The organism is Salegentibacter maritimus, from assembly GCF_016236915.1.
Lineage (GTDB): Bacteria > Bacteroidota > Bacteroidia > Flavobacteriales > Flavobacteriaceae > Salegentibacter > Salegentibacter maritimus.
The window spans coordinates 46,415-67,182 of the sequence record NZ_JAEHOK010000018.1 but is presented as its reverse complement, the minus strand read 5'-3'; the positions used below and the strand labels follow the sequence as shown (position 1 = coordinate 67,182).

14 protein-coding genes and 3 pseudogenes are annotated in these 20,768 nt (G+C 35.4%); 13 read left to right on the top strand and 4 right to left on the bottom strand.

Annotated elements, in window-relative coordinates; translation table 11 throughout:
- Positions 1 to 70 precede the first annotated feature (70 nt).
- From I6U49_RS13200 to I6U49_RS13175, 6 genes and pseudogenes are all read left to right on the top strand, one after another.
- Positions 71 to 1,209, top strand: a pseudogene (locus I6U49_RS13200) (IS3 family transposase).
- A 35-nt stretch (positions 1,210 to 1,244) separates the two neighbouring features.
- A pseudogene (locus tag I6U49_RS13195) lies at positions 1,245 to 2,123 on the top strand (transposase); the annotation flags it as partial.
- 99 nt (positions 2,124 to 2,222) lie between these two features.
- Positions 2,223 to 2,609 carry a hypothetical protein gene (locus tag I6U49_RS13190; protein ID WP_198629160.1) on the top strand — a complete coding sequence of 129 codons (387 nt, stop codon included), beginning with the start codon at positions 2,223 to 2,225 and terminating at the stop codon, positions 2,607 to 2,609.
- 65 nt (positions 2,610 to 2,674) lie between these two features.
- Positions 2,675 to 3,160 carry a hypothetical protein gene (locus I6U49_RS13185; RefSeq protein WP_198629159.1) on the top strand — a complete coding sequence of 162 codons (486 nt, stop codon included), beginning with the start codon at positions 2,675 to 2,677 and terminating at the stop codon, positions 3,158 to 3,160.
- Positions 3,161 to 4,000, top strand: coding sequence for an abortive infection family protein (locus tag I6U49_RS13180; RefSeq protein WP_198629158.1), 840 nt, complete (start codon positions 3,161 to 3,163; stop codon positions 3,998 to 4,000).
- A gap of 179 nt (positions 4,001 to 4,179) precedes the next feature.
- Positions 4,180 to 4,737: a toxin-antitoxin system YwqK family antitoxin gene (locus I6U49_RS13175; RefSeq protein WP_198629157.1), complete on the top strand. Its 558-nt coding sequence runs from the start codon at positions 4,180 to 4,182 to the stop codon at positions 4,735 to 4,737.
- Positions 4,738 to 4,775: 38 nt separating this feature from the next.
- On the opposite strand, the pseudogene I6U49_RS13170 reads toward I6U49_RS13175, so the two are convergent.
- Positions 4,776 to 5,315 (bottom strand): annotated as a pseudogene (locus I6U49_RS13170) (IS110 family transposase); the annotation flags it as partial.
- A 1,056-nt stretch (positions 5,316 to 6,371) separates the two neighbouring features.
- On the opposite strand from I6U49_RS13170, the gene I6U49_RS13165 reads away from it, so the two are divergent.
- Complete coding sequence (locus I6U49_RS13165; protein WP_198629156.1) at positions 6,372 to 8,222, top strand: tetratricopeptide repeat-containing sensor histidine kinase; 1,851 nt, start codon at positions 6,372 to 6,374, stop codon at positions 8,220 to 8,222.
- 7 nt (positions 8,223 to 8,229) lie between these two features.
- Positions 8,230 to 8,895, top strand: coding sequence for a response regulator (locus I6U49_RS13160; RefSeq protein ID WP_198629155.1), 666 nt, complete (start codon positions 8,230 to 8,232; stop codon positions 8,893 to 8,895).
- A 238-nt stretch (positions 8,896 to 9,133) separates the two neighbouring features.
- Here I6U49_RS13160 and I6U49_RS13155 read toward each other — a convergent pair whose 3' ends face one another.
- A complete protein-coding gene (locus tag I6U49_RS13155; protein ID WP_198629154.1) occupies positions 9,134 to 9,865 on the bottom strand; it encodes a DUF4198 domain-containing protein in 732 nt (243 codons plus the stop codon).
- Positions 9,866 to 10,111: 246 nt separating this feature from the next.
- Between I6U49_RS13155 and I6U49_RS13150 the strand changes: the two genes are divergently transcribed.
- From I6U49_RS13150 to I6U49_RS13135, 5 genes are all read left to right on the top strand, one after another.
- On the top strand, positions 10,112 to 12,481 hold the full coding sequence (locus tag I6U49_RS13150) for a TonB-dependent receptor (protein WP_198629153.1): 2,370 nt from the start codon (positions 10,112 to 10,114) through the stop codon (positions 12,479 to 12,481).
- 30 nt (positions 12,482 to 12,511) lie between these two features.
- Positions 12,512 to 13,750, top strand: coding sequence for a DUF4374 domain-containing protein (locus I6U49_RS13145; RefSeq protein ID WP_198629152.1), 1,239 nt, complete (start codon positions 12,512 to 12,514; stop codon positions 13,748 to 13,750).
- A gap of 111 nt (positions 13,751 to 13,861) precedes the next feature.
- Complete coding sequence (locus I6U49_RS17295) at positions 13,862 to 14,209, top strand: DUF3325 family protein (protein WP_193712022.1); 348 nt, start codon at positions 13,862 to 13,864, stop codon at positions 14,207 to 14,209.
- On the top strand, positions 14,196 to 14,474 hold the full coding sequence (locus I6U49_RS13140) for a hypothetical protein (RefSeq protein ID WP_193712021.1): 279 nt from the start codon (positions 14,196 to 14,198) through the stop codon (positions 14,472 to 14,474). The genes I6U49_RS17295 and I6U49_RS13140 overlap by 14 nt, the downstream gene beginning before the upstream one ends.
- A 12-nt stretch (positions 14,475 to 14,486) precedes the next feature.
- Positions 14,487 to 16,088 carry a PepSY-associated TM helix domain-containing protein gene (locus I6U49_RS13135; protein ID WP_198629151.1) on the top strand — a complete coding sequence of 534 codons (1,602 nt, stop codon included), beginning with the start codon at positions 14,487 to 14,489 and terminating at the stop codon, positions 16,086 to 16,088.
- Positions 16,089 to 16,515: 427 nt separating this feature from the next.
- Here the strand turns inward: I6U49_RS13135 and I6U49_RS13130 are convergent, their stop codons facing one another.
- Entirely contained in the window at positions 16,516 to 19,329 is a 2,814-nt protein-coding gene (locus I6U49_RS13130; RefSeq protein WP_198629150.1) for a M16 family metallopeptidase, read from the bottom strand.
- Between the two features lie 97 nt (positions 19,330 to 19,426).
- Positions 19,427 to 20,767 (bottom strand): RagB/SusD family nutrient uptake outer membrane protein, encoded by a 1,341-nt coding sequence (locus tag I6U49_RS13125; RefSeq protein WP_198629149.1) that lies wholly within the window; start codon positions 20,765 to 20,767, stop codon positions 19,427 to 19,429.
- Position 20,768: the final 1 nt, after the last annotated feature.

Here is a 20,768-nt window from a genome sequence, read left to right as displayed (position 1 = left end):
TGTAGCCTTCCCTAAAAATAAGACAGTTTAAAATTCGAAATTGTTAATTTTAAAAACGATAAACTGTCCGATGAAAAAAAGTAGATTTACAGAAAGTCAGATCATCAAGATCTTGAAAGAAAACGAACAAGGCCGAGCTGTTGGTGATATCGCTCGAGAACTGGGTATTGATAAAAGCACTATCTATTATTGGCGTAAGAAATATGGTGGAATGGAAACTAGTGAGCTAAAACGGCTTAAGGAGTTGGAAGAAGAAAATCGCAAGCTCAAGCAGATGTATGCCGATGCCAGTCTAGATAACCAAATGCTGAAAGATATACTGTCAAAAAAGTTCTAAGGCCTTCCGACAAGAAGCATAGAGCGGTTTATTTGATCAAGGAGTACCAGGTCTCCATAAAACGAGCCTGTAATGTAGTAGGTTTAACCCGTTCGATGTGGTATTATCAGACTAAGCGAGACGATTATGAGGTAATCGATAAACTTTCTGAATTGGCCACTGAGTTGCCCACCAGAGGTTTTGATGAATACTATAAACGAATACGTCGCGAAGGCCATAAGTGGAACCGGAAACGGGTATTACGAGTATACCGGCAGATGAAGCTTAAGCTAAGGCGCAAACATAAAAAGCGCATTACAGGTAGGGTAAAACATCCTTTAGAGACCACTGAACAATTGAATCAGGTTTGGAGTATGGATTTTATGTCAGATGTCCTTTCTGATGGCAGAAAGGTACGTGTCTTAAATATAATTGATGATTGCAACCGAGAAGTACTGGCTGTAGATCCAGGGTTGAACTATCCTGCTAGAAAGCTAGTGGAGACTTTAGAACAATTAGAAGAAGAAATTGGATTACCACAAACTATCCGTTGTGATAATGGCCCTGAGTTTATCTCTAAAACATTCAGTCAATGGTGCAATAGAAAACGTGTGGAAATACGGTATACCCAGCCAGGTAAGCCAATGCAAAACGGGTATATAGAACGTTTAAATAGATTTTATAGAGAAGATATATTAGATGCTTACTGGTTTAATGATTTACATCAATTGCGTTCTTTAAGCAATAAATGGATGGAAGATTACAATAATAACCATCCGCATCAATCCCTGGGCAATAAATCACCAAGGGAGTACAAACCTCGATTCGGGGAAGAATTCTTCCCCGAATCGAATGATATTAATGAAAATTTATTGAATTTAGCCCTGTCTTAAATTGGGGAAGGCTACATTTTTAGGGAAGGCTACAAGATCCCGATAGTCGGCATCAAATTGTACGAGGTACCATTACCGAGGTTTGCTACACAGCACAAACCACTGTAGATGCCAAACATAAGTTCCTGATCGATTATAAACTGACCAATCAAAATGACAAAAAAGCTATGGGGATGATGCTAAGACGGGCAAAATCCATATTGCGAAATACTAGTTTTACCGCACTATACGATAAAGGTTACCACACCGGAAGTGAATTTTGTATAGCCGACACCTTAGGCATAAAAACCCTGGTGGCCATTCCTGCAATCGGCAGAAAAAGCCAGGCGCCCCATCCTAGGTACAATGCAGAAAACTTTAGCTATAACGAAACAAACGACACTTACACCTGTCCACAGGGAAACAACCTAACCTCCAATCAATCCCATTACAAAGCCCGTAACTATACCTTTAAACAATATAAAACCAAAGCCTGCAAAAAATGCCCTGTTAGGCACAAATGTACCACCTCCAAAGTCAATGGGAAAGTCATCCAGCGAACGGAATTTACAGAGAATATTCAGGCCAATGCCAGGCGTGTAACAGAAAGTGGGCAACTTTATAGGAAAAGGCAGGCACTGGTTGAACATCCTTATGGAACTATTAAACGGCAATGGGGCTTTGACCATATCATAACCAAAAAAGGAATGAAAGTAGCCTCGGCAGATCTGGGGCTTATGGCATTGGCCTATAATTTAACCCGTTTAATCAATACAGGTATTGGCCTTAAAGAACTCCTTCAAAAAGCTATTATTGGCACCAAAACCCTGTTCTTAGTCTATATCAAGCCTCAAAACCCAATGCAGGTAATTTGGAAGATAAAAAACCTGATAACACTAAATTTTGGATTAAAACCAGATTACACCTATTTTTAATGAAAATACAGGTAGTTTTGAGACAGACTGCCGTTGGCTTTAATTATGAGAAAAATTCAATTTATATTAATAATCGGACTTTTATTTTGCAGTTGTAAAATGGAAAAGAAAGATAATGTAGAAAATGAAGAATTAAAGGCGGACAAAAAAGAAGCGGAAATAACCGAGCTTAGAAAAGATTTAAAATTCAGGCTCCATAATTCGACTAATTTTGATTTAAATAATGTTACAATCGGATTACCTGATACCGTTCTTACCTGTGAAGTAGTCAAAAAACAATCTCAAACGGATTGGGTAAATGTTCCATCGGCATATCACTATGGGTTTGTTCGATTTTTTGATTGGAAAGACAGGAAATATTATATACAGCCTATTGATTATGTGGGTGAAACGCCTTATAAAAAAGGAGAAATGAAATTTGTTGTAAAATCTATCGATACTTTGAACCAAAACTTTGAATTCGACTTTGATTATCGACATAACTAAAGGAGACCGTTGTGCATAATTTTTCGAACATGAATAAACTAATATTGTCGTTCATAATTTTATTTATGACTAGCTGTATAAATAATTCTAAAAAAGAAGAAGTGGCTTGTCAAAATTTCTACTCTGACCAAAGATTTGATATATGTCTACCAACTCAAAACTGGAAATGGGAAAAAATCGATAGCTATATATATTTCAAAAATGAAGAAAAAGATTCCTCAGCACTTAACAACAGTGTGATATCAATAATGATTGATGATTATAAGTCAGAGTTAAGCTCGAAAACTTTAAGAGATGAGCATTTAAAAAGTATGGAGAATTCTAAGTCTTTAGAGGTAAGTGCTATTTCAAAAGGAAAACAGAAAATAAATGGAGAAACTTTTTATGATTTTGAAATAAACTCTAAAAATGGAGAAATCTACTCTTATTTTCTTTTCTGCAACAAAGGTAATTTAGGTTATACTATAACCGCTTCAGTTTCAGAAGAAAATAGAAATGATCTTACTAAAGAAGATTATCTAAAATTTTTTAAATCCCTTGAAATTAAATAGATGGCGAAAATTACTTATAAAGAAAAGCTAATAATTGAAAAATTATTTGGAATGGCGTCTGGATATGTAATGGATTTTTCAAATAGAACCTTTCAAGAATTCATTTTCGATACTTTAAAGATTGATATTTATGATGAAAAATATGACTTTAATAGTGGTTCAAAAGCAAATAGATTAAGAGCCTTTATTCAAAATGAACCTAATTATAAAGTGGGATTACTTTTAGAAAATCTTCTTGATTATTGGGTAGCTCAATATCAAATCGGTGCAGAAGGATTTGACTATAGAGATCAAGACCTCCATCAAGAATGTTCTAAGATAGCTGAAAGGTTAAAGAAAGATATTTTAGTAGAAGAAATTGATGTAATAAAGGAAAGTGAAGAAGATAGAGATTTTCATTTATTGGCAAAATCTATCAAGGAGAGTATAGAGAAACATGAACCTGAAACAGGTTTGGATAGATTACATACATATTTAGTAAAGTGGATAAGAAGATTGTGTGATAAGCACAAAGTAGAATATAAAAAAGAAGAATCCCTAAATGCTGTATTTGGCAAATACGTAAAATTTATTGTTCAAGAAGATTATGTTGAGTCCAAAATGGCTGAAAAGATTTTAAAGTTTTCTATTAATGTAATAGAGGCCTTTAACGATATTCGGAATAATAGAAGTTTTGCTCATGATAATCCTGTTTTAAACTATGGAGAAAGCTTATTAATCTTTAATAATGTGACAAACACAATTAAATTTATAGAATCCATTGAAGAAAATTTGGAAAAAGAAGCTAAAGATGACCAGGTAAATCACACGATTTTAAATGATGATGAGTTGCCTTTCTAGAAAAACTATGCACAACACCGCTTCATCGCAAATATGCGGTACTCGAACAAAATCGATAAATTAGAACTCTAAAGAACAAAACAATAAACCGACAACTCCGTGTGCTAAATTCCGCACACTTGCGATAAGCGAAACTGTTAGCAACAATTATTTTTAAGCGAAATCAGTAAATATAAGAGATGAATAAAATAATTAAACTCTTCTTCCTTTCCTTAATTTTTATTTCCTGTTCAGTTCATAAAGAATATTATTTCAATGGAAATCTGAAAGAAAAAGGTAATATATCAGATAATAGAAAAAGTGGAAAATGGAAAACATACTACGAATCTGGAGAATTGAAAGGAGTAGGAAATTTTCACAAAGGAGAAGAAAATGGAGAATGGAAATATTATTATAAAAACGGTCAGATAAGACAAATTGGAAAATTTAAAGATGGAAAACAAGACGGTAAATGGATTTTTTTCCATCCAAATGGTAATAGACAAGGAATTGGGGTATTAGTAAAGGGAAAGAGAATTGGAAAATGGCAGTGGTATCACGAAAATGGAAATCCATTTACGGAAAGATTATGGGAAAACGGAAGTTTAAAAGAGATAATTTTCAGCTATGATGGATCTGGAAACGAATTGGATAAAGGAACTTTGAAAAATGGAAATGGTTCAATGAAACTTTATGATATAGATGGAAAACTGCTTGATGTTATAAACTATAGAAATGGACATATCGTAAAAAAATAAAAGTTGCTAATAAAGAACTGAGCTAACTTCCAAGTAAACTATCCCATTTTTGATACAAAATTTTCATCATAAGGCAGGCCTGATTTCGCGATCGCAAAAGCTTGTTTAGGAAGTTTATTACAGACTGCAATCAATGCCAGTTTCTTGCTCTTTCCCTTGGCGATTATTCGTTCATAGATATCCCTGTGTTTACAGGCTGTAAAACTACACATGAATAACAGGTTCCGGAGCTTGGAGTTACCTACCTTGCTGATCCTACTTTTACCTTTCACACTTTTCCCAGATTCCCGTATGGTTGGTGTGATTCCCGTGTAGCAACATACCTGCCGGGCAGTTTCAAAGTTGGAAAAACCATCCGTCAAAACCAGTAACATAATAGCTGTTTTATTCCCCATTCCAGGAATGCTTTTTAGTAAAGTGAGCTGTTGTTGTTGCTCCTCTTTTACTAGTTCAGTGAGTCGGGTCTCTAGTACTTTGATCTCTACCTGAACACTCTTTAAAGCTCGATTAAGGGAATGATAGACCGTTTTAGAAGGCTTGCCCAGCACTTTCTCCCCATGCAGTTTGTTCTTCAAACGATGATAACCTCGAAACAATGAGTCTAGAAGAAAAAATCCTTAAAAACACTTGAAATTTCCAAAGACACGGAGAAGTATGCTCAAATGGATTTGATTTAGGAGAAGGAGATGCATATTAGTTTAGGTTTTTAACAGATAATACAGTTAATTTCACTGATCCTGGACACTTAACAAGTTCTTACTATGAATTAAACGGAAATGAGTTAACACTTGAGACAAATTATACTTTACCGTCAGGTAGTACACGAGAATTTATTGGAAGCTATATCTATTCAGAAACTGATGGAAATTTCACCGGAACTAATACATTTAATGCTTACGATAATGGTGAAACTCTTTGGACTTGTAACGGAACAACAAGTATTTACAAATAAAAAACGGCCTTTTTTACTATTTTAAGCTTAGCTATTAATTACTGTTATTGCAGTCTCTCCTAAAACAATAAAACATAAAAACACCAACGTATGACAAAAAGATAGAATTTAACGAATTTTTCAAGACATAGTTAATTTACTCAATAAGCTTAAAAAATGCTAAATACCTTTAACTTTTCAATATGATTATCACTTACTCTCTAGCTATGTTTTTGTTAATATTAAGTTAAAGGTGTCTAATTCGGAGACACTCCAAAATGATCTAACCGAAACCCATTATAAATGCAGGATACAAGAGATTTAAAGCACTCCCGCCTCGAGTACTGTTAAGACTTCAAACAAAACCAAAACCCCGTAAAACTCAATGTTTACGGGGTTTTTTATTTTGAGACAAGTCCCAGAGCATAAAATATCGATTATCGAATTAAAAGATTTATCTACTAAAATATAAATGAAAATCACTGCAGCATAATCACAAAAAAAGATAATGCTTACATAGTTAATAAAGAAATACTTTAAAGCTAAGACACTTAAATAGAGAAGCCCGGAGGTGATTAAATTTTATTTATGTATAATTAAAAGGCCGCTTTAGAGCGGCTTTTTTTATTTTCGCCTTATGAAATTGCCCCCTCTAATCTTTTGTCTCCTGTTCCTGGTTTTATCTAGCGCTTGTAGAAATAAAATGCAGGATAAGTTGGATATGGGTATTGAAAATGATTCAGCTTATTATTTTTTTGAACGGGCTATAAATGAAGAGAAAATAAGTGCCAAGATTCAAAATTTAAATCAATCATTATCTAAGCTTCACAATAAAAAGGACAGCCTTTACCCACTGCTTTTAGACTATAAAATATATTATCATAATCGTTTAGAGGAATTTGATAGTGCGCTTTTTTTCGCAGATAGCCTTGAACGCCTGGCAACATTCAGGAAAGATACAAACTGGATTGCACTTGCATTTTACAGAAAAGCAGTTATACATCGCTATTTAGATAATCAGGAAGCAGTTTTTAAAAATGCTTTTGAATCACGTAAACACTACCTTCAAATAGGGGATAGCACAAAAGCTGCACGTAGAAGCCTGGAAATGGCAATAGCCCAAAGTAGAATGCAGGATTATACGGGAAGCCAGGAATCAGCTATTGAAGCTTTGCGCTATCTTAATAGGGAAAAAGATCGGCAGTATTTAAGCAGTGCTCATAATATTATAGCAATCGCATATCGCAACCAGGGCTTTTACAATGATGCCTTAAACGAATATAAAAATGCACTTCGATATTCAAAAAACTTAGAGGATAGTTTAATTTATCAAAATAATATAGGCCTGGTCTATCAGGATCAAAAAAAATATAAAAAAGCTATTTCGATTTTCCAGAAAATTTATTCAGAGGTTCCCCAAGATGATTACAGGTCGCGTGCACGAAATCTGGATAATCTCGCTTTTACAAAATGGTTGCGGAATAAGCATTTAGATGTTTCTTTAGAATTACAACAAGCGCTACAGTGGCGAAAAGCATACAATGACAAAAGTGGTTTAACAACGAGCTATTTTCATTTATCAGAGTTCTATAAAAATCGTAACAAGATCAAAGCTATCGATTATGCAAAAAATTGGCTTGAAACCGGTGAAACTAATACAAGCTTACACTCCCAAGTAGACGCCTTGAAACAATTATTGGCTCTTAGCCCCAGCGACACAAGTTATGTTTCCGCATATATTCACCTTAGCGATAGTCTAAAAAAAACAAACTTACGGGCGAAAAACACTTTTGCCAAAATAAAATTTGATGAAGAGCGCAAGCAACAGGAGATATCCAGCCTGAAAGCTTCCGCAGCACTACAAACCATAGAAAACCAGAAGATTAAAACCCGGAATTATATTTTGATGTTTGTCGCTATGCTTACCATAGCCTTAGCAATTTTCATTTTTTATTATAACAGACAAAAACATAAAAAGGAGAAAATAATAGAAATCTATAATACTGAAACCAGAATATCAAAAAAGATTCACGACGAACTAGCGAACGACATCTATAATATAATGAGCGGCCTTGAAGCGGTAGTTCCTACAAAAATAATAGATAAGCTGGAAAGTATCTATAGCCGTACCCGGGATATTTCAAGAGAAAATAGTAAGATTGATACAGGATCAGGGTATTTAAAACAATTAGTGGCTTTACTTTCCAATATTTGCCCGGCTAATATCCGTTTGATTATAAGTGGAGAAAATAATATTCCCTGGAGCACTATAAATCGCGAAAAAAAATTAGTGATCTATAGAGTCTTGCAGGAGTTTATGGTAAATATGAAAAAACACAGTAAGGCATCCTTAGTGGCGTTGGTTTTCAATGAAGAAAACCGATATTTAAAAATCCATTATTCTGATAATGGTATAGGCACGGCAAAAGAGGCTATTAAAAATGGAAATGGACTTCAAAATGTGGAAAACCGTATTTTTTCTATAAATGGAACACTTACTTTTGAAACAGAAAAAGGAAAAGGCTTAAAAATTTTAATCGCTATTCCATTATAAGAAAATTATGCTTAAAAAAGTCCTTGTTGCGGAAGATATAGACAGTATTAATCAAGCTGTGGCCATACTTTTAAATGATCTCGGAATAACCAATGTAGCTCATTCACAATATTGCGACCAGGCCTGGTTAATGGCTAAAAAAGAACTGCTTAATAACAATCCATACGATTTGCTTATCTGCGATCTTTCCTTTAAGCAGGACTATAGAGAAGAAAAAATCACCTCTGGGGAGGAACTTATTTCTAAATTAAAAAATGAAAACCCAAACCTAAAAGTGATTGTACATTCTATTGAAGATCATCCGCAAATCGTAAAAAACCTCTGGGCTTCAGGGAATATAGATGCATACGTGTGTAAAGACCGCCATGGAATTAAATATTTAAAACAGGCAATTCTAGCTTTAAATAAGGGGTTAACCTATAATTCACCCTCCATTGAAAAAGCATTATCACAAAACAACCTCATTAGCCTTAATACTTTTGAAATTAGTATTGTTGAATTCCTTTCTAAAGGTTACACTCAGGATAAAATAGAAAAAGTATTGAAAGAAAAAAACATAAAGCCTAACAGTAAGAGTGCCATAGAAAAACGCTTAAAAGAGTTACGCGACGAGTTTGGTGCAGAGACCAATCCACATCTTGTTGGGATTATGAAAGACCTTAAATTGATTTAAAATAAGGTATTTAGTTTAAGTTTTTGGAAAGCAGGAATTACCGCATTGGCATGGACAATAAATTGAGATAAAAAAAGCTTAAATGCATTCAGCCGACAACCACAACTCACAACTTATTATTGTTATTCTAAACATTTTATTCCTTATCCATTAAAACCCTAAAAAGTAGAATTCCATACAACAAAAATCCCTGCACAAGGCAGGGACTTTCAAAACTCAAAACTAAAACACAAGGTAATTACAGGGCAATGGCGTATGTAGCGCAATGCCATATAAAATCATAATCTTTTCCATCGAATGTTCCTGTGATATCTTCATTATGGGTGGTTTCTATGGTATATAGCGTATCATCCCATGGGAGTTTAAAACTCACCTCTCCGTTTTTATCGGTGGTAAGTTTCTTCGACCACTGGTCGCTAATATAAATTATCACTTCCTGTTCTTTTAAGCATTTCCCTTTAAAAAGAACTTTTAAGTTTACTTCGCTTTTATGGCTTGCAACCTTATTACTTATGTTTAGAATTTCAATACCCTCAAAATTAGTTTTTGCAAGTTTTTCAGGGTTCTTCCCTACTGTAACCCTCGCCTTTGCATGATATTGAGGTTTAAAAATTCCAAAATCATATGCTGTATAATCTAAAACCTGCACATTCTTATTATCTAAAACCAGGGCATAGCTTCCTTCCTCAGAGGGAACAAAAACCGCCTGGTAGAAATCACGCTTCATGCTTATTTTCAATTCCTTTTTCTCTCCACTGGGAGCTATTAACCACAAACTAAAATTTTTAACTGCATTAAAAGCATCATTTCCCGGTTTTTCAATTGCTCCTGAAGTATATTCTCCATACTTAATTTTCACCAGGTGTTCTTTATTTAGTTTACCACTGGCAGCTGTTTCTATCCATAAATAATGAGCTGAAGCTGTGGCCTGAACCAGTAGTACAAAGATTAAAATCGTAATTTTTTTCATTTTAATTATTTAGAATGATTATCGATAGTGCAAACATAGGCTAAGCTTTTGAATTACAAAACTTATTTAGACTTATTTTAAATAAAATATGAATTTCCCTTTTCCAGTTAAGAAAAATAATTACATTTGCTCCAGTTTAGAACCAGTCTTAATAATTATGTATTGATTTTAAACAAAAAAAAGAGCCATACAGCGGCAACTGTATGACTCCATGATTACTCTTTAACCTCTTACAATTAAAAAGCAATGCAATATACAACTTTGCGTGGATTTTTTTTGCTATGCCTCTTTATAGGCGGCCACTTATGTGCCCAGGAGCAGCAGCAAATTGAAGGAAAAATAACCGATACCAAGGGAAACCCTCTACTTGGGGTGACCATCTGGATTTCTGAAATTTCTAAAGGGACTACAACAAATCCTCAAGGTTATTTTTCTTTAGCGATACCTTCCAATAATAGCAATCTCAACCTCAACATCTCATTCGTTGGCTATGTCCCGGAAACACGCATAATTACACCAGCTTATAACTTTTTTGATATCCGTTTAAAAGAATCAGCAACCCAATTGGAAGAAGTAAATCTTACCGCAAAAAGTAAACTTCAACAAATTGAGGCACTGGCGTATAATGTAGATGTAGTAGATGCTAAAAAACTACACCATACTTCATTAGACATTGGGCATGCCCTGGACCGGGTTTCGGGAATACGGGTTCGGGAAAGTGGCGGCGTAGGTTCAAATATGCAACTTTCAATGAACGGTTTTAGGGGAAACCAGGTAAAAGTCTTTATTGACGGAATCCCGATGGAGAATTTTGGTTCTTCTTTTCAATTAAACAATATCCCTATTAACCTGGCTGAACGTATTGAAGTGTACAAAGGTGTGGTTCCTGTTGGTTTAGGAGCCGATGCCCTTGGTGGTGCTATCAATATAGTTACAAAAAGTGACTTTGGAAATCATTTAGATGCCTCTTATTCCTATGGTTCTTTTAACACGCATCGTAGCAACATTAATGCTATATACACGGCAAAATCGGGTTTCACTGCAAGAATAAATGCCTTTCAAAACTATTCTGATAACAACTACGCTGTTAATGTTGATGTAGCCGATTTGGAAACCGGAGAGTATTTCCCAAACCAGGAAGTTAAGCGCTTTAATGATAATTACCACAACGAAATAATAATTGGAAATATAGGTGTTGTAAATACATCTTATGCCGATAAGCTATTACTTGGTTTTACAGTGGGCCAAAACTACAATGAAATTCAAACAGGTGCCAGACAGGTTAGCGTTTATGGCAATAGGCACAGACAGGGAAATATTCTAATGCCCAGTTTAAAATATCAAAAAAAAGATCTCTTTACCCAAGGCCTGGATGTCACTTTAAATGCGAACTATAATTTCGGAAAAGAAGAAGTGGTAGATACAGTAAACCGACGTTATAATTGGTTTGGGGAGTTTATTGAATATGACAGCCCGGGAGGAGAATTAAATTATACGCATTTAAAATTTCAGAATAATAATGGTATTGCAAATGCAAACCTTAACTATAACATTAATGAAACGCACAAACTGGCCATTAGTAATGTATATACCAGTTTTAACAGAAAGAGGGAAAACCTGCTATCGGAAGAGGAACAAATCTATAATCAACCTCAAAAAACCACTAAAAATGTGGCCGGCCTAGGTTATACCTTTGAGAAAGAAAATTGGAGCATTACCGGTTTTTTAAAGAATTACAACCAGGTTAATACATTTGAAGAAGCTTACAGGCCCGAAGGTTCAGAATACGGCAGCGTTGCATACCGCTTTAAAAAGAATACATTTAATAGTTTAGGTTATGGAGCAGCCGGTACATATTTCCTTACAGATAATTTTCAGATAAAAGCTTCTTTTGAGAAAAGTTTCCGCTTACCGCAGCCTAACGAATTATTTGGAGATGGCGGTGTATTGTTGCAGGGAAACAGTAGCCTAAAGCCAGAAACAAGTTATAATTATAACCTTGGTGCTCAATATCTATTCAAAATTCAAAAATATCACCAGCTTAATCTAAGCACAAATGGATTTTACCGTGATGCAAAAGATTTTATAAGGCCCAGGCTCAACAAAAATCAGGTTTTTCAGGTAATGGATAACCTTGCAGATGTTAGCAATCTGGGAATAGAAGCCGAAGCTCGTTATTCTTATAAAAATAAATTTTCTGCGGGAGCGAATTTAACCTATCAAAACCTTAGAAACAACACTCAGTTTGAAGATGGTCAAACCCAGGAAAGTATTGTTTACAGAGATAGAATTCCCAACATACCCTACCTGTACGGCAATGCTGATGCCAGCTACACCATAGAGAGCCCTTTTAACTCCAATAACAGTATCAGCTTTGGCTACAATCTGTTATATGTTCATTCTTTCTATTTGTATTGGCCCAGCTTAGGAAGCACAAAGCTGGAAGTACCCGAACAAATTGCGCACGATTTGAGCATGACTTACAGTTTTGGGAAAAAGAACAGCTTTCAGTTTACCCTGGAAGCAAGAAACCTGGCAAATGCCAACTTATACGACAATTTTAGCTTACAGAAACCCGGTAGAAACTTTACCGCCAAAATAAGATATTCATTTTAATCTAATACTAACACCAAAACAATAATCAATATGAAAAAGTTCAATTTTAATTTTCTCGCCATGCTAAGTTTAGCTCTAATTAGTGTAAGCTGCAGTGAAGACGATCCCGATGTTCCGGGAGAAGGAGAAACCGCTACAGATAAATATATTATTGCAGCCACCCCGGTAGCTTCAGAAGGAGTAGCCGACTATTTACTTACTGCAGAAAGTGTTACGGAAGGCACAATAAGCACTCAGGGAAACGGAGTAGAACAAGACGGCACTTACCGTTATTATATTACTTCCAATAATAAGTTTTTTAGCTTGCTCTATGGCCAGGGAAACCCCGGTGCAGTAACCACCTACCAGTTAAATGAAAATGGAGCTTTAGATAAAATATCAGATTTCCAATCGGAAACTGTACATACTTTTACTAATGTAGGAGATGACGTTCTTATGAGCCGGGTTTCCAGAAACAGCGAATCGCCGGTGGCAAGCTGGTACCGATTAGATACCGGCAACAGCCAGTTTGTGGACGAAGGTGAAATTAACACGGCTGCTCTTGCGCCCGAAGGGGAACAGGCATTTTTTACCTGGATGACCCAGGTAGGCGATAAAGTTTTTGCTCCTTTTTATAGTATTAAGGCTTGTTGTAATGATAGGTTTGGAACCAATTACCCAAACCAGGCCTGGATTGCCGTGTATTCTTATCCTGAAATGGAACTGGAAAAAGTTATAAATGACGATAGGACAAGTTCTATTGGCAGGTATTTCACCAATGGGCTTAGTGTAGACGAAACGGGAGATGCCTATGCATTTTCATCATCTCTTGGCTCATCTAATGGAGATATAACCTCTACAAAACCTTCGGCAGTTACCAGGATAAACAGCGGAGAAACCGAATTCGATGAATCTTACCTTTTTGATCTGGAGCAAGCCTCAGGAGGCTACTACGTTACCAATCATATTTATGGCGGAGATGGAGACTTTGTTGTGATGATGAAAAAAGAAAAAGCAGCTTATAGCGTAGGCACGAATTTGGCGATAATCAATGTTTACGATAAAACATTTGAGTGGTTAGATGGAGTCCCTGAGGCAGCAAGCATACAAAATGTAACCAGTAATAACTATGTAGATGCTAATGGAACTGTACACATTGGCATTACCACAACCGAAAGCAGTTATGTTTATAATATTAATGTTAAAACTGCAACTGCTACAAAAGGCTTAGAAGTAAAGGGAGGTAATATAACAGCTATTAGCAAGCTTAGCCCGGTAAAAGTAAATTAGTAAACCAGTTTGAATAAGCCAGAGACATTTCGGCCTTCGGGCCGAAATGCTCACCTTACTAATATAGTTTATAACTCATAATTTTATGAGGCCTACTATTAAAATTTAAAGATGATCTCACTCGCCTTTTTAATAACGCTTTTAGGTTTTATCTCCTGTTATCATAGTTCAAAGAGAGCAAAATTCAATGTAAAATATCCTGTGCAACAATGGCTAAAAAATCATCCCAAAAATGCCAATTATCTAGGGATTTTATTAATGGTATTAGGTCTGTGCATTTGTTTTTTACATTTAGGTTGGTTAGTAGGATCTCTTTATTTTTTAATGATCTTAAGCCTGGCAGCGAGTCTAAGCATACTGCTTATACCTTTAAAAATTCCGTCTCTAAAATTATGGGGCGTTTTAATTGCACTAATCTTACTTACTGAAATTTACCTCTCTTATTATGCCGGCAAATAAAAAACACTTCTCCTCTACGTGGCAACGTCTCTTAAAAATTACGGCTGGTTTTATTGGTGGATTTATCCTCACGCAAAGCTTTTTTATGATTTTCATCCAATTTTTTAAAAATGCCGCATCGCTCATTACCTTACAATTTGCAGGTTTTATAGTATGGGTTGCGTTAATGATAATCGCCTTTTTGGCTAAAAATGGCTTTAAAATATGGGGGATATACCTTCTTTTATCCGCATTTTTCGTTCTGCTTATTTATGTCATTCCCTAAATTCCCTTCAAAATGTCCAATAGAATTTACAATATTCTCTTTCATACCCACACCATTAGCGGTATAATTATAAGTGCACTTTTATATATTATTTTTTTCACCGGTTCTATTGCTTTTTTGCGAGATGAAATAAGTGCCTGGGAGCATAACAAACCTATTGAAGAAAATTACTTTAACACCATTAATTTTGATAGGTCTTTAAAGAAATTAGAAGAAAATAAAAATCTCTATGGAAGAGATATTTCCTACTCTCATCGTTATTTTGAGCGGGAAGTAAATGTTTCTATGACGCCTTCCAAAGACTCTAGCCTTACTGATGAAAATAGCGGAAGATTATCTAATTATCTTTTTATGGATATGGATTCTTTTGAAAAAAAGGACTATCAGTCTAATTATTCACTTGGTGAATTCTTCTATCGCTTACACTTTTTTGCACAGCTTAACTTTTTTGGAAGGTCTGGTTATTTACTGGCAGGTTTAGTTGCTTTCTTTTTTCTTTTTGCCATAATAACCGGTGTGCTGGTACATTGGAAAAAAATAATCTCCAACTTCTACACATTCCGTCCCATGGCCAAATGGAAAACTATTTGGACTGATGCCCATGTGGCACTGGGTATAATTGGACTTCCCTACCAGTTTATTTTTGCAGTTACCGGTTGCTATTTAATGATTGGATATATGGTAATGCTCCCGCCCGTAGAAAGCTACCTGTTTCCAGATGAACCCGGTGAAATAGCAAACATCCTAAACCTGGAAGAAGAAGTTGACAACATGGAATTCACCTATACACCAATACAAAAAGACTTTTCAATTAATCATTTTGCAGGGAAGATCCTGAAAAAATGGCCCGACCTAAAACTTAGTGAGCTTAAAATTATAAATTATGGCGACGCCAATATGTATGTACAACTAAGCGGTTCTCCCGGTTTTGATGAAAATCTGCTAGACCGGGCCTCCCAAACCTATAGAATAGCAGACGCTAAACTTATCGCCGAAAAATCTATCGACTCCCCCACTTCTTACGCCCAGGGAACTTTTAACCTTTTACGCCGATTGCATTATGGTGATTATGGTGGGTATGGCCTTAAACTAATTTACCTTGTTCTGGGTTTTGTTACATGTTTTGTAATTCTTTCAGGGGTTTATATATGGCTAGTTGCCAGAAATAAAAAAAGTGTTTCAAAAAGCAAGAGAACCTTCAATAACTGGCTGGTCACTATTTATACCTCTGTTTGCCTAAGTTTATTACCAATAACTGCCATTATTTTTATAGTTATGAAGGTTTTTGGAGAAAGTTATGTTGCAGATACAGGGGGAGTACGAAAGGATCTTATTTACCAGGTGTTTTTTTGGGGATGGTTAATATTAAGCATTTTATTCACCATAAAACGAGACAATCATTTCACTAATAAAACCTGTTTAGTCTTAGGGAGTATCCTCGGTATGCTGGTTCCGGTTGCTAATGGTATAATCACGGGTAATTGGATATGGATTTCCCTTCAAAAAGGTTATACCCAAATTTTTGTAGTTGATGTATTTTGGGTACTACTTTCTTTAACCGCTTTTTTTGCTGTTTTGAGGATATCAAAGAAAACTAAGGCGAGCGCAGCTTAAAGGCAATTACAAGTTTACTCTATAATCCTTTATCCCGAGATTATTGAGACTTTCAGGCACGCCTTGAAATCAAAAAACTTTACATTTAATGCTCCATTGGCTTGTCACGAGGTAATTTATTTTTTCACCTTAAATACTTTACTTTTCCATTCAAACCTAAAAAGCTTAGTAGAATAGAATGAACAAATTTTAATGTAATATGCTCTTATTTGTTCCGGCACCACAACTGTATTTTCACACCAGTTTTGTGCAGTGCAGATTACCGGGAAATAAGCGTAAAATGATTTCTAAATTTCTGTTTATTATCAAAGCTTATTCATTGGCTATGTAAGCTTGAAGGATTAAAGAGCTTGTAAAAAAGTCATAAAAAAAACCGTTTCTTTTTAACGAAACGGTTTTTCTTGCTAACTCAATCAAATCACTGAAATTACCCAGCTTTCTTTTCCATTTTTTCAGGTAGAAGAATAAATTGAGAATAATTATCTTCTATTAAATATTCTTTGGCAAGCTCCTGAAGCTCCTTTGAGCTTAATTCATCGGCAAAAGAATTAAAGTCTGGAATTTTAGAAGGGTTCAGGTTGTATTTATAAGCTTCTTTTAGCTTCATAGACCAATAACTATTATAGTCCAGGCCTTCTTTTCCCCTTAAGCGTAAAGCTTCTTTTACCTTATTTAAATCTTCCTGGGTCACGCCTTCTTTTCTAATTTTATCTAATTCTACGTGTACGGCCTTTATAAGGTCCTCAACATCATCTGGAGCAGTGGTAAAGTCAATGCTTTGGCGGTACCATTTGTAAGGTATATCTGTAGCAAATGAAGCTACTCTAACACCATAAACCCCTCCTCTATTCTCTCTTAATTCTTCATATAACCTAAGCCTTATAACGTGCGTCAGTGCACTTAATAAATCTCTTTTTCTTGTAGAAAAATCAAATTTACCTGTATACCTAAGATGCACTTCAGCTTTATCTTCCTGTCCTTTATAAAAGGTTTCGTTATTCCCCTGGGTATAGCGCAATTTAATGTCTTTGCTCTTTTGCTTTATATTCTTTGAAGGTAAACTAGCAATATAAGTTTCAACATAAGGCTTTATAGAATCCAGTTCAAAATTTCCTAAAATAAAGAAGGTAAAGCCTTTGGCAGAAGCAAAGCGTTCTTTATAAAAATCAAAAGCTTTATCTAAATTCAATCCATCTTTAATTTGTTTCGATTCTACCGGAACAGCCCTAAGATGGTTATCGCTCATTTCAATAGCGATTTTCTTACGGAAATAGCTATAAGGGGTGATTTCGTTATTTTTATAGGCTGAAACCCTTCTGTCTTTAAAAACTGAAAAGGCAGCTTCGTCTTTATTAGGATTGGTAAAAGAAAGATGTATCATTTTTAACATCGTTTCTAAATCTTTAGTAGAGCTCTCTCCAGAGATTAGTTCTTCATAAAAGTTTATATAATTTTTAACTGAAACTGTCTTTCCCATATTCAGTTTTCTCAATCCGCTTTCAGAAATATTATTTAAACCGCTTTTATTGATTATACCTGCTGCAAAACGTGCAGATATATAGTCTTCATCGGGAGCTAAAGAACTACCGCCGGGACGAACAGCACTAATGCTTATAACATCATTTTGTAATTTTGTAGGTTTCAAAACTACTGTTACCCCGTTTGATAATTCCCATTCGGTAACATTAATATCTTTATTGTAAGAAGTATTTTTAACCTTTCCCGGTTTTGGTTCCCAGGACATTAATTCATCTACTTTTAAATCGTCTTCATAGGGTTCTAATTTCAAATCTTTTACAGATTCAAACCACTGTACCAAAGTTTCCTCTCCCGGAAGTTTTAAATCATCTTTTTCCGGTCCTGCTAGGATTAAGCTTATATTCTCATCGCCTATCCATTTCTCACTTAAGGCATTTACTTCTTCCAGGCTAATTGTAGGAAGCTGGTCTTTGTAAAAATTGTAGGTAAATTCACTACCCGGAATTGGATCACCTTCTATAAAATGATCTACATAATCTTCAACATAACTACGAGAATTTATTTTTCCTTCTTCCTTTCTAACCAGGTTTGCACGATTAAGAAGTTGTTTTTTATAGCGATCTAATTCACTTTGGTTAAAGCCATAACGTTTAGCCCGTTCACTTTCTTTAAGCGTAGCAATAATACCTTCTTTAATCTGGTCTTCTTTAAGGGTAGCACTTACAAAATATGAATTCTTATCGGCTAGAAAATTCCCCATTCCTCCTTTAATTTCAATAACAGGAGCTCTTCCTTCTTCCCTGGCCTCTTCCATTCGTAAGTTTAACATACCGGTATACAACCTACCCACTAAGGTTTTGCGGTAATCTTCTAAAGTTTCGGTGTTGTTTTTCTGTTTTTTATAATAAGCAAAAAACTTAAGGGATGATACCTCGGGATCTGTAAAAATACCGGCCTTTAATTCCTTATTATCAGGTATACCATATTGGGTTCGTGGCTTAGGACTGGTTGGGTTCTTCAAGTCCCCAAAATTTTGTATTATTTTTTGTTTGGTTTCTTCTACATCAATATCCCCAACTACCATTAAAGCCATTAGATCTGGTCTATACCAATCTCTATAAAATTTTCTAAGCTCTTCGTAATCAGCATTAAGAATAACGTCTAATTTTCCAATAGGAAGCCTTTCGGCGTGCCGGGCATTATTTGTAATTAAAGGTATATAACTGTTAAAAAGTCGGCGTGAACCTATAAGTCCGCTTCTCAATTCTTCTGCAATCACGCCACGTTCCTCATCTATGTCTTTTTCTGCCAGGGTTATACCATCACTCCAGTCTCTTAAAATCTCAATACCTTTATCATAAACCTCTTCATCATCTGTTGGCAGTGTTAGCTTATAAACGGTCTCATCAAAACTGGTGTGCGCATTAAGGTCGGCACCAAATAGTACTCCCAGATTTTCCAGGTAGTCAATAAGTTCATTTTTTTCAAAATTACGGGTTCCATTAAATGCCATGTGCTCAAGAAAGTGGGCAAGACCTTGTTGTTCTTCGGTTTCCAGTAAGGAACCTGCATTTATAACCAGGCGTAATTCTGCTTTGTTCTCTGTTTTGGGATTATGTTTAATATAGTAAGTTAAACCGTTATCCAGCTTTCCAGTAGTTATAGAAGGATCTATAGGAACCTTTTTAGTTAGGTCCTGGGCAACTAGATTGGTTAGGGCACAAAAAAGCAGTATCCCCGTAAGGAATTTTAATTTACTCATATAGTTTATCTTTAAAAAATGATTTTTATAAACACCCAAAAAGCAGATTTACACCTTTGATATAGAGGCTTTTTTTTACTTTTTGGGCATTGTATTATTAATAACCAGGATTCTGGTCTGAAAGGTTTAATTCTGAATTTCCAAAAATTTCATCTTCCGGTATTGGTAAAATGAATTGGTTTTTATTTGTTACTTCCGGCTTTAGCTCCATAATTTTATTAAATCTAATCGCAGCAAACCATTCGGTACCATTTTCAAAAGCAAGTTCTTTCACATATTCCTGAAAGATCTCTTCTTTTACAGCCTCGATAGTAGTTGCTTCAGAAGGTGCCAAACCTGCTCTTAAACGAATTGCATTAAGTGGTTCCTGAATATCTTCAAGCGCAGCATTTTCAAATGCCAGGGCTTCAGCTTTAATTAAGTACATTTGAGCCAATCTAAGAAAGTAAGTAGGCCTAAAAGTTTCCTCATTATTTACCTTCAGAATTTTAAGCCCTTCATAGGTAAACTCCTGCCTGGGGTCTCCTTCCATCATTTCAGGATACCAGCTGTTACCGGTTCTTCCTGAATAAAATCGCTTTCGGTTATTGTCTTCAGTGTCTGAATCTGGACTTCTATGGGTAAGAAGAATAATTTCAGAAGAATTTAATCCATTATTAAACACTGTAGGGAAATCTGGCTCCAACTGCCTAACCTGGCTTTCTATAACCTCGTTTGCCATACTGGCTGCACCACTATAGTTCCCCATGAACAAAAGCACACGAGCTTTTAATGCCTTAGCCGCAGTTTTAGAAGCTCTATGGTTTACCGAAAAATCTGGAGCATTAGCGATGGCATAATCTAAATCTGACAATATCTGCTCGTAGGTAGCGGCCACGCTGCTTCTAGCTTTATTACGGGTAACAAAGTTTACCGGTTCTGTACGAATAATAATTCCATATTCACTATCTAAATCGTAGAACTCACCGAAATACCTTAATAAATCAAAGCTACTCATTGCCCTTAAAAAATGAGCTTCGCCAATAATTTCAGACTTGGTATTCCCCGAAAATTCTTCATCGGGCAATTCCTCTACAAGAGCTATGGTATTATTAGCTGCATCCAGTACTTTGTACTTAATTTGCCAGAAACTTTTTAATTCACTATTGTCAAAAAGAACGCTGTTGGTCACAAAAGCTGAATTTCCGTCACCAAAACCAATGTAGCTCATAGATCCGCTAAGGCCAGCGGGAACTAATTCTGAGTACATATAATAATGCGCACTTGAGAAAGAAATTATTGTACTGTAAACACCATTCAATAATGCTTTTGCGTCATTCTCATTTTTCACTACATTCTCGGGAACCAAATTATTTGGTGGGTCCTGATCTAAGACATCGGTTAGTTCACAGGATGCCATTAGGAATATTGATAATATAGGTATTATTATTTTTTTCATC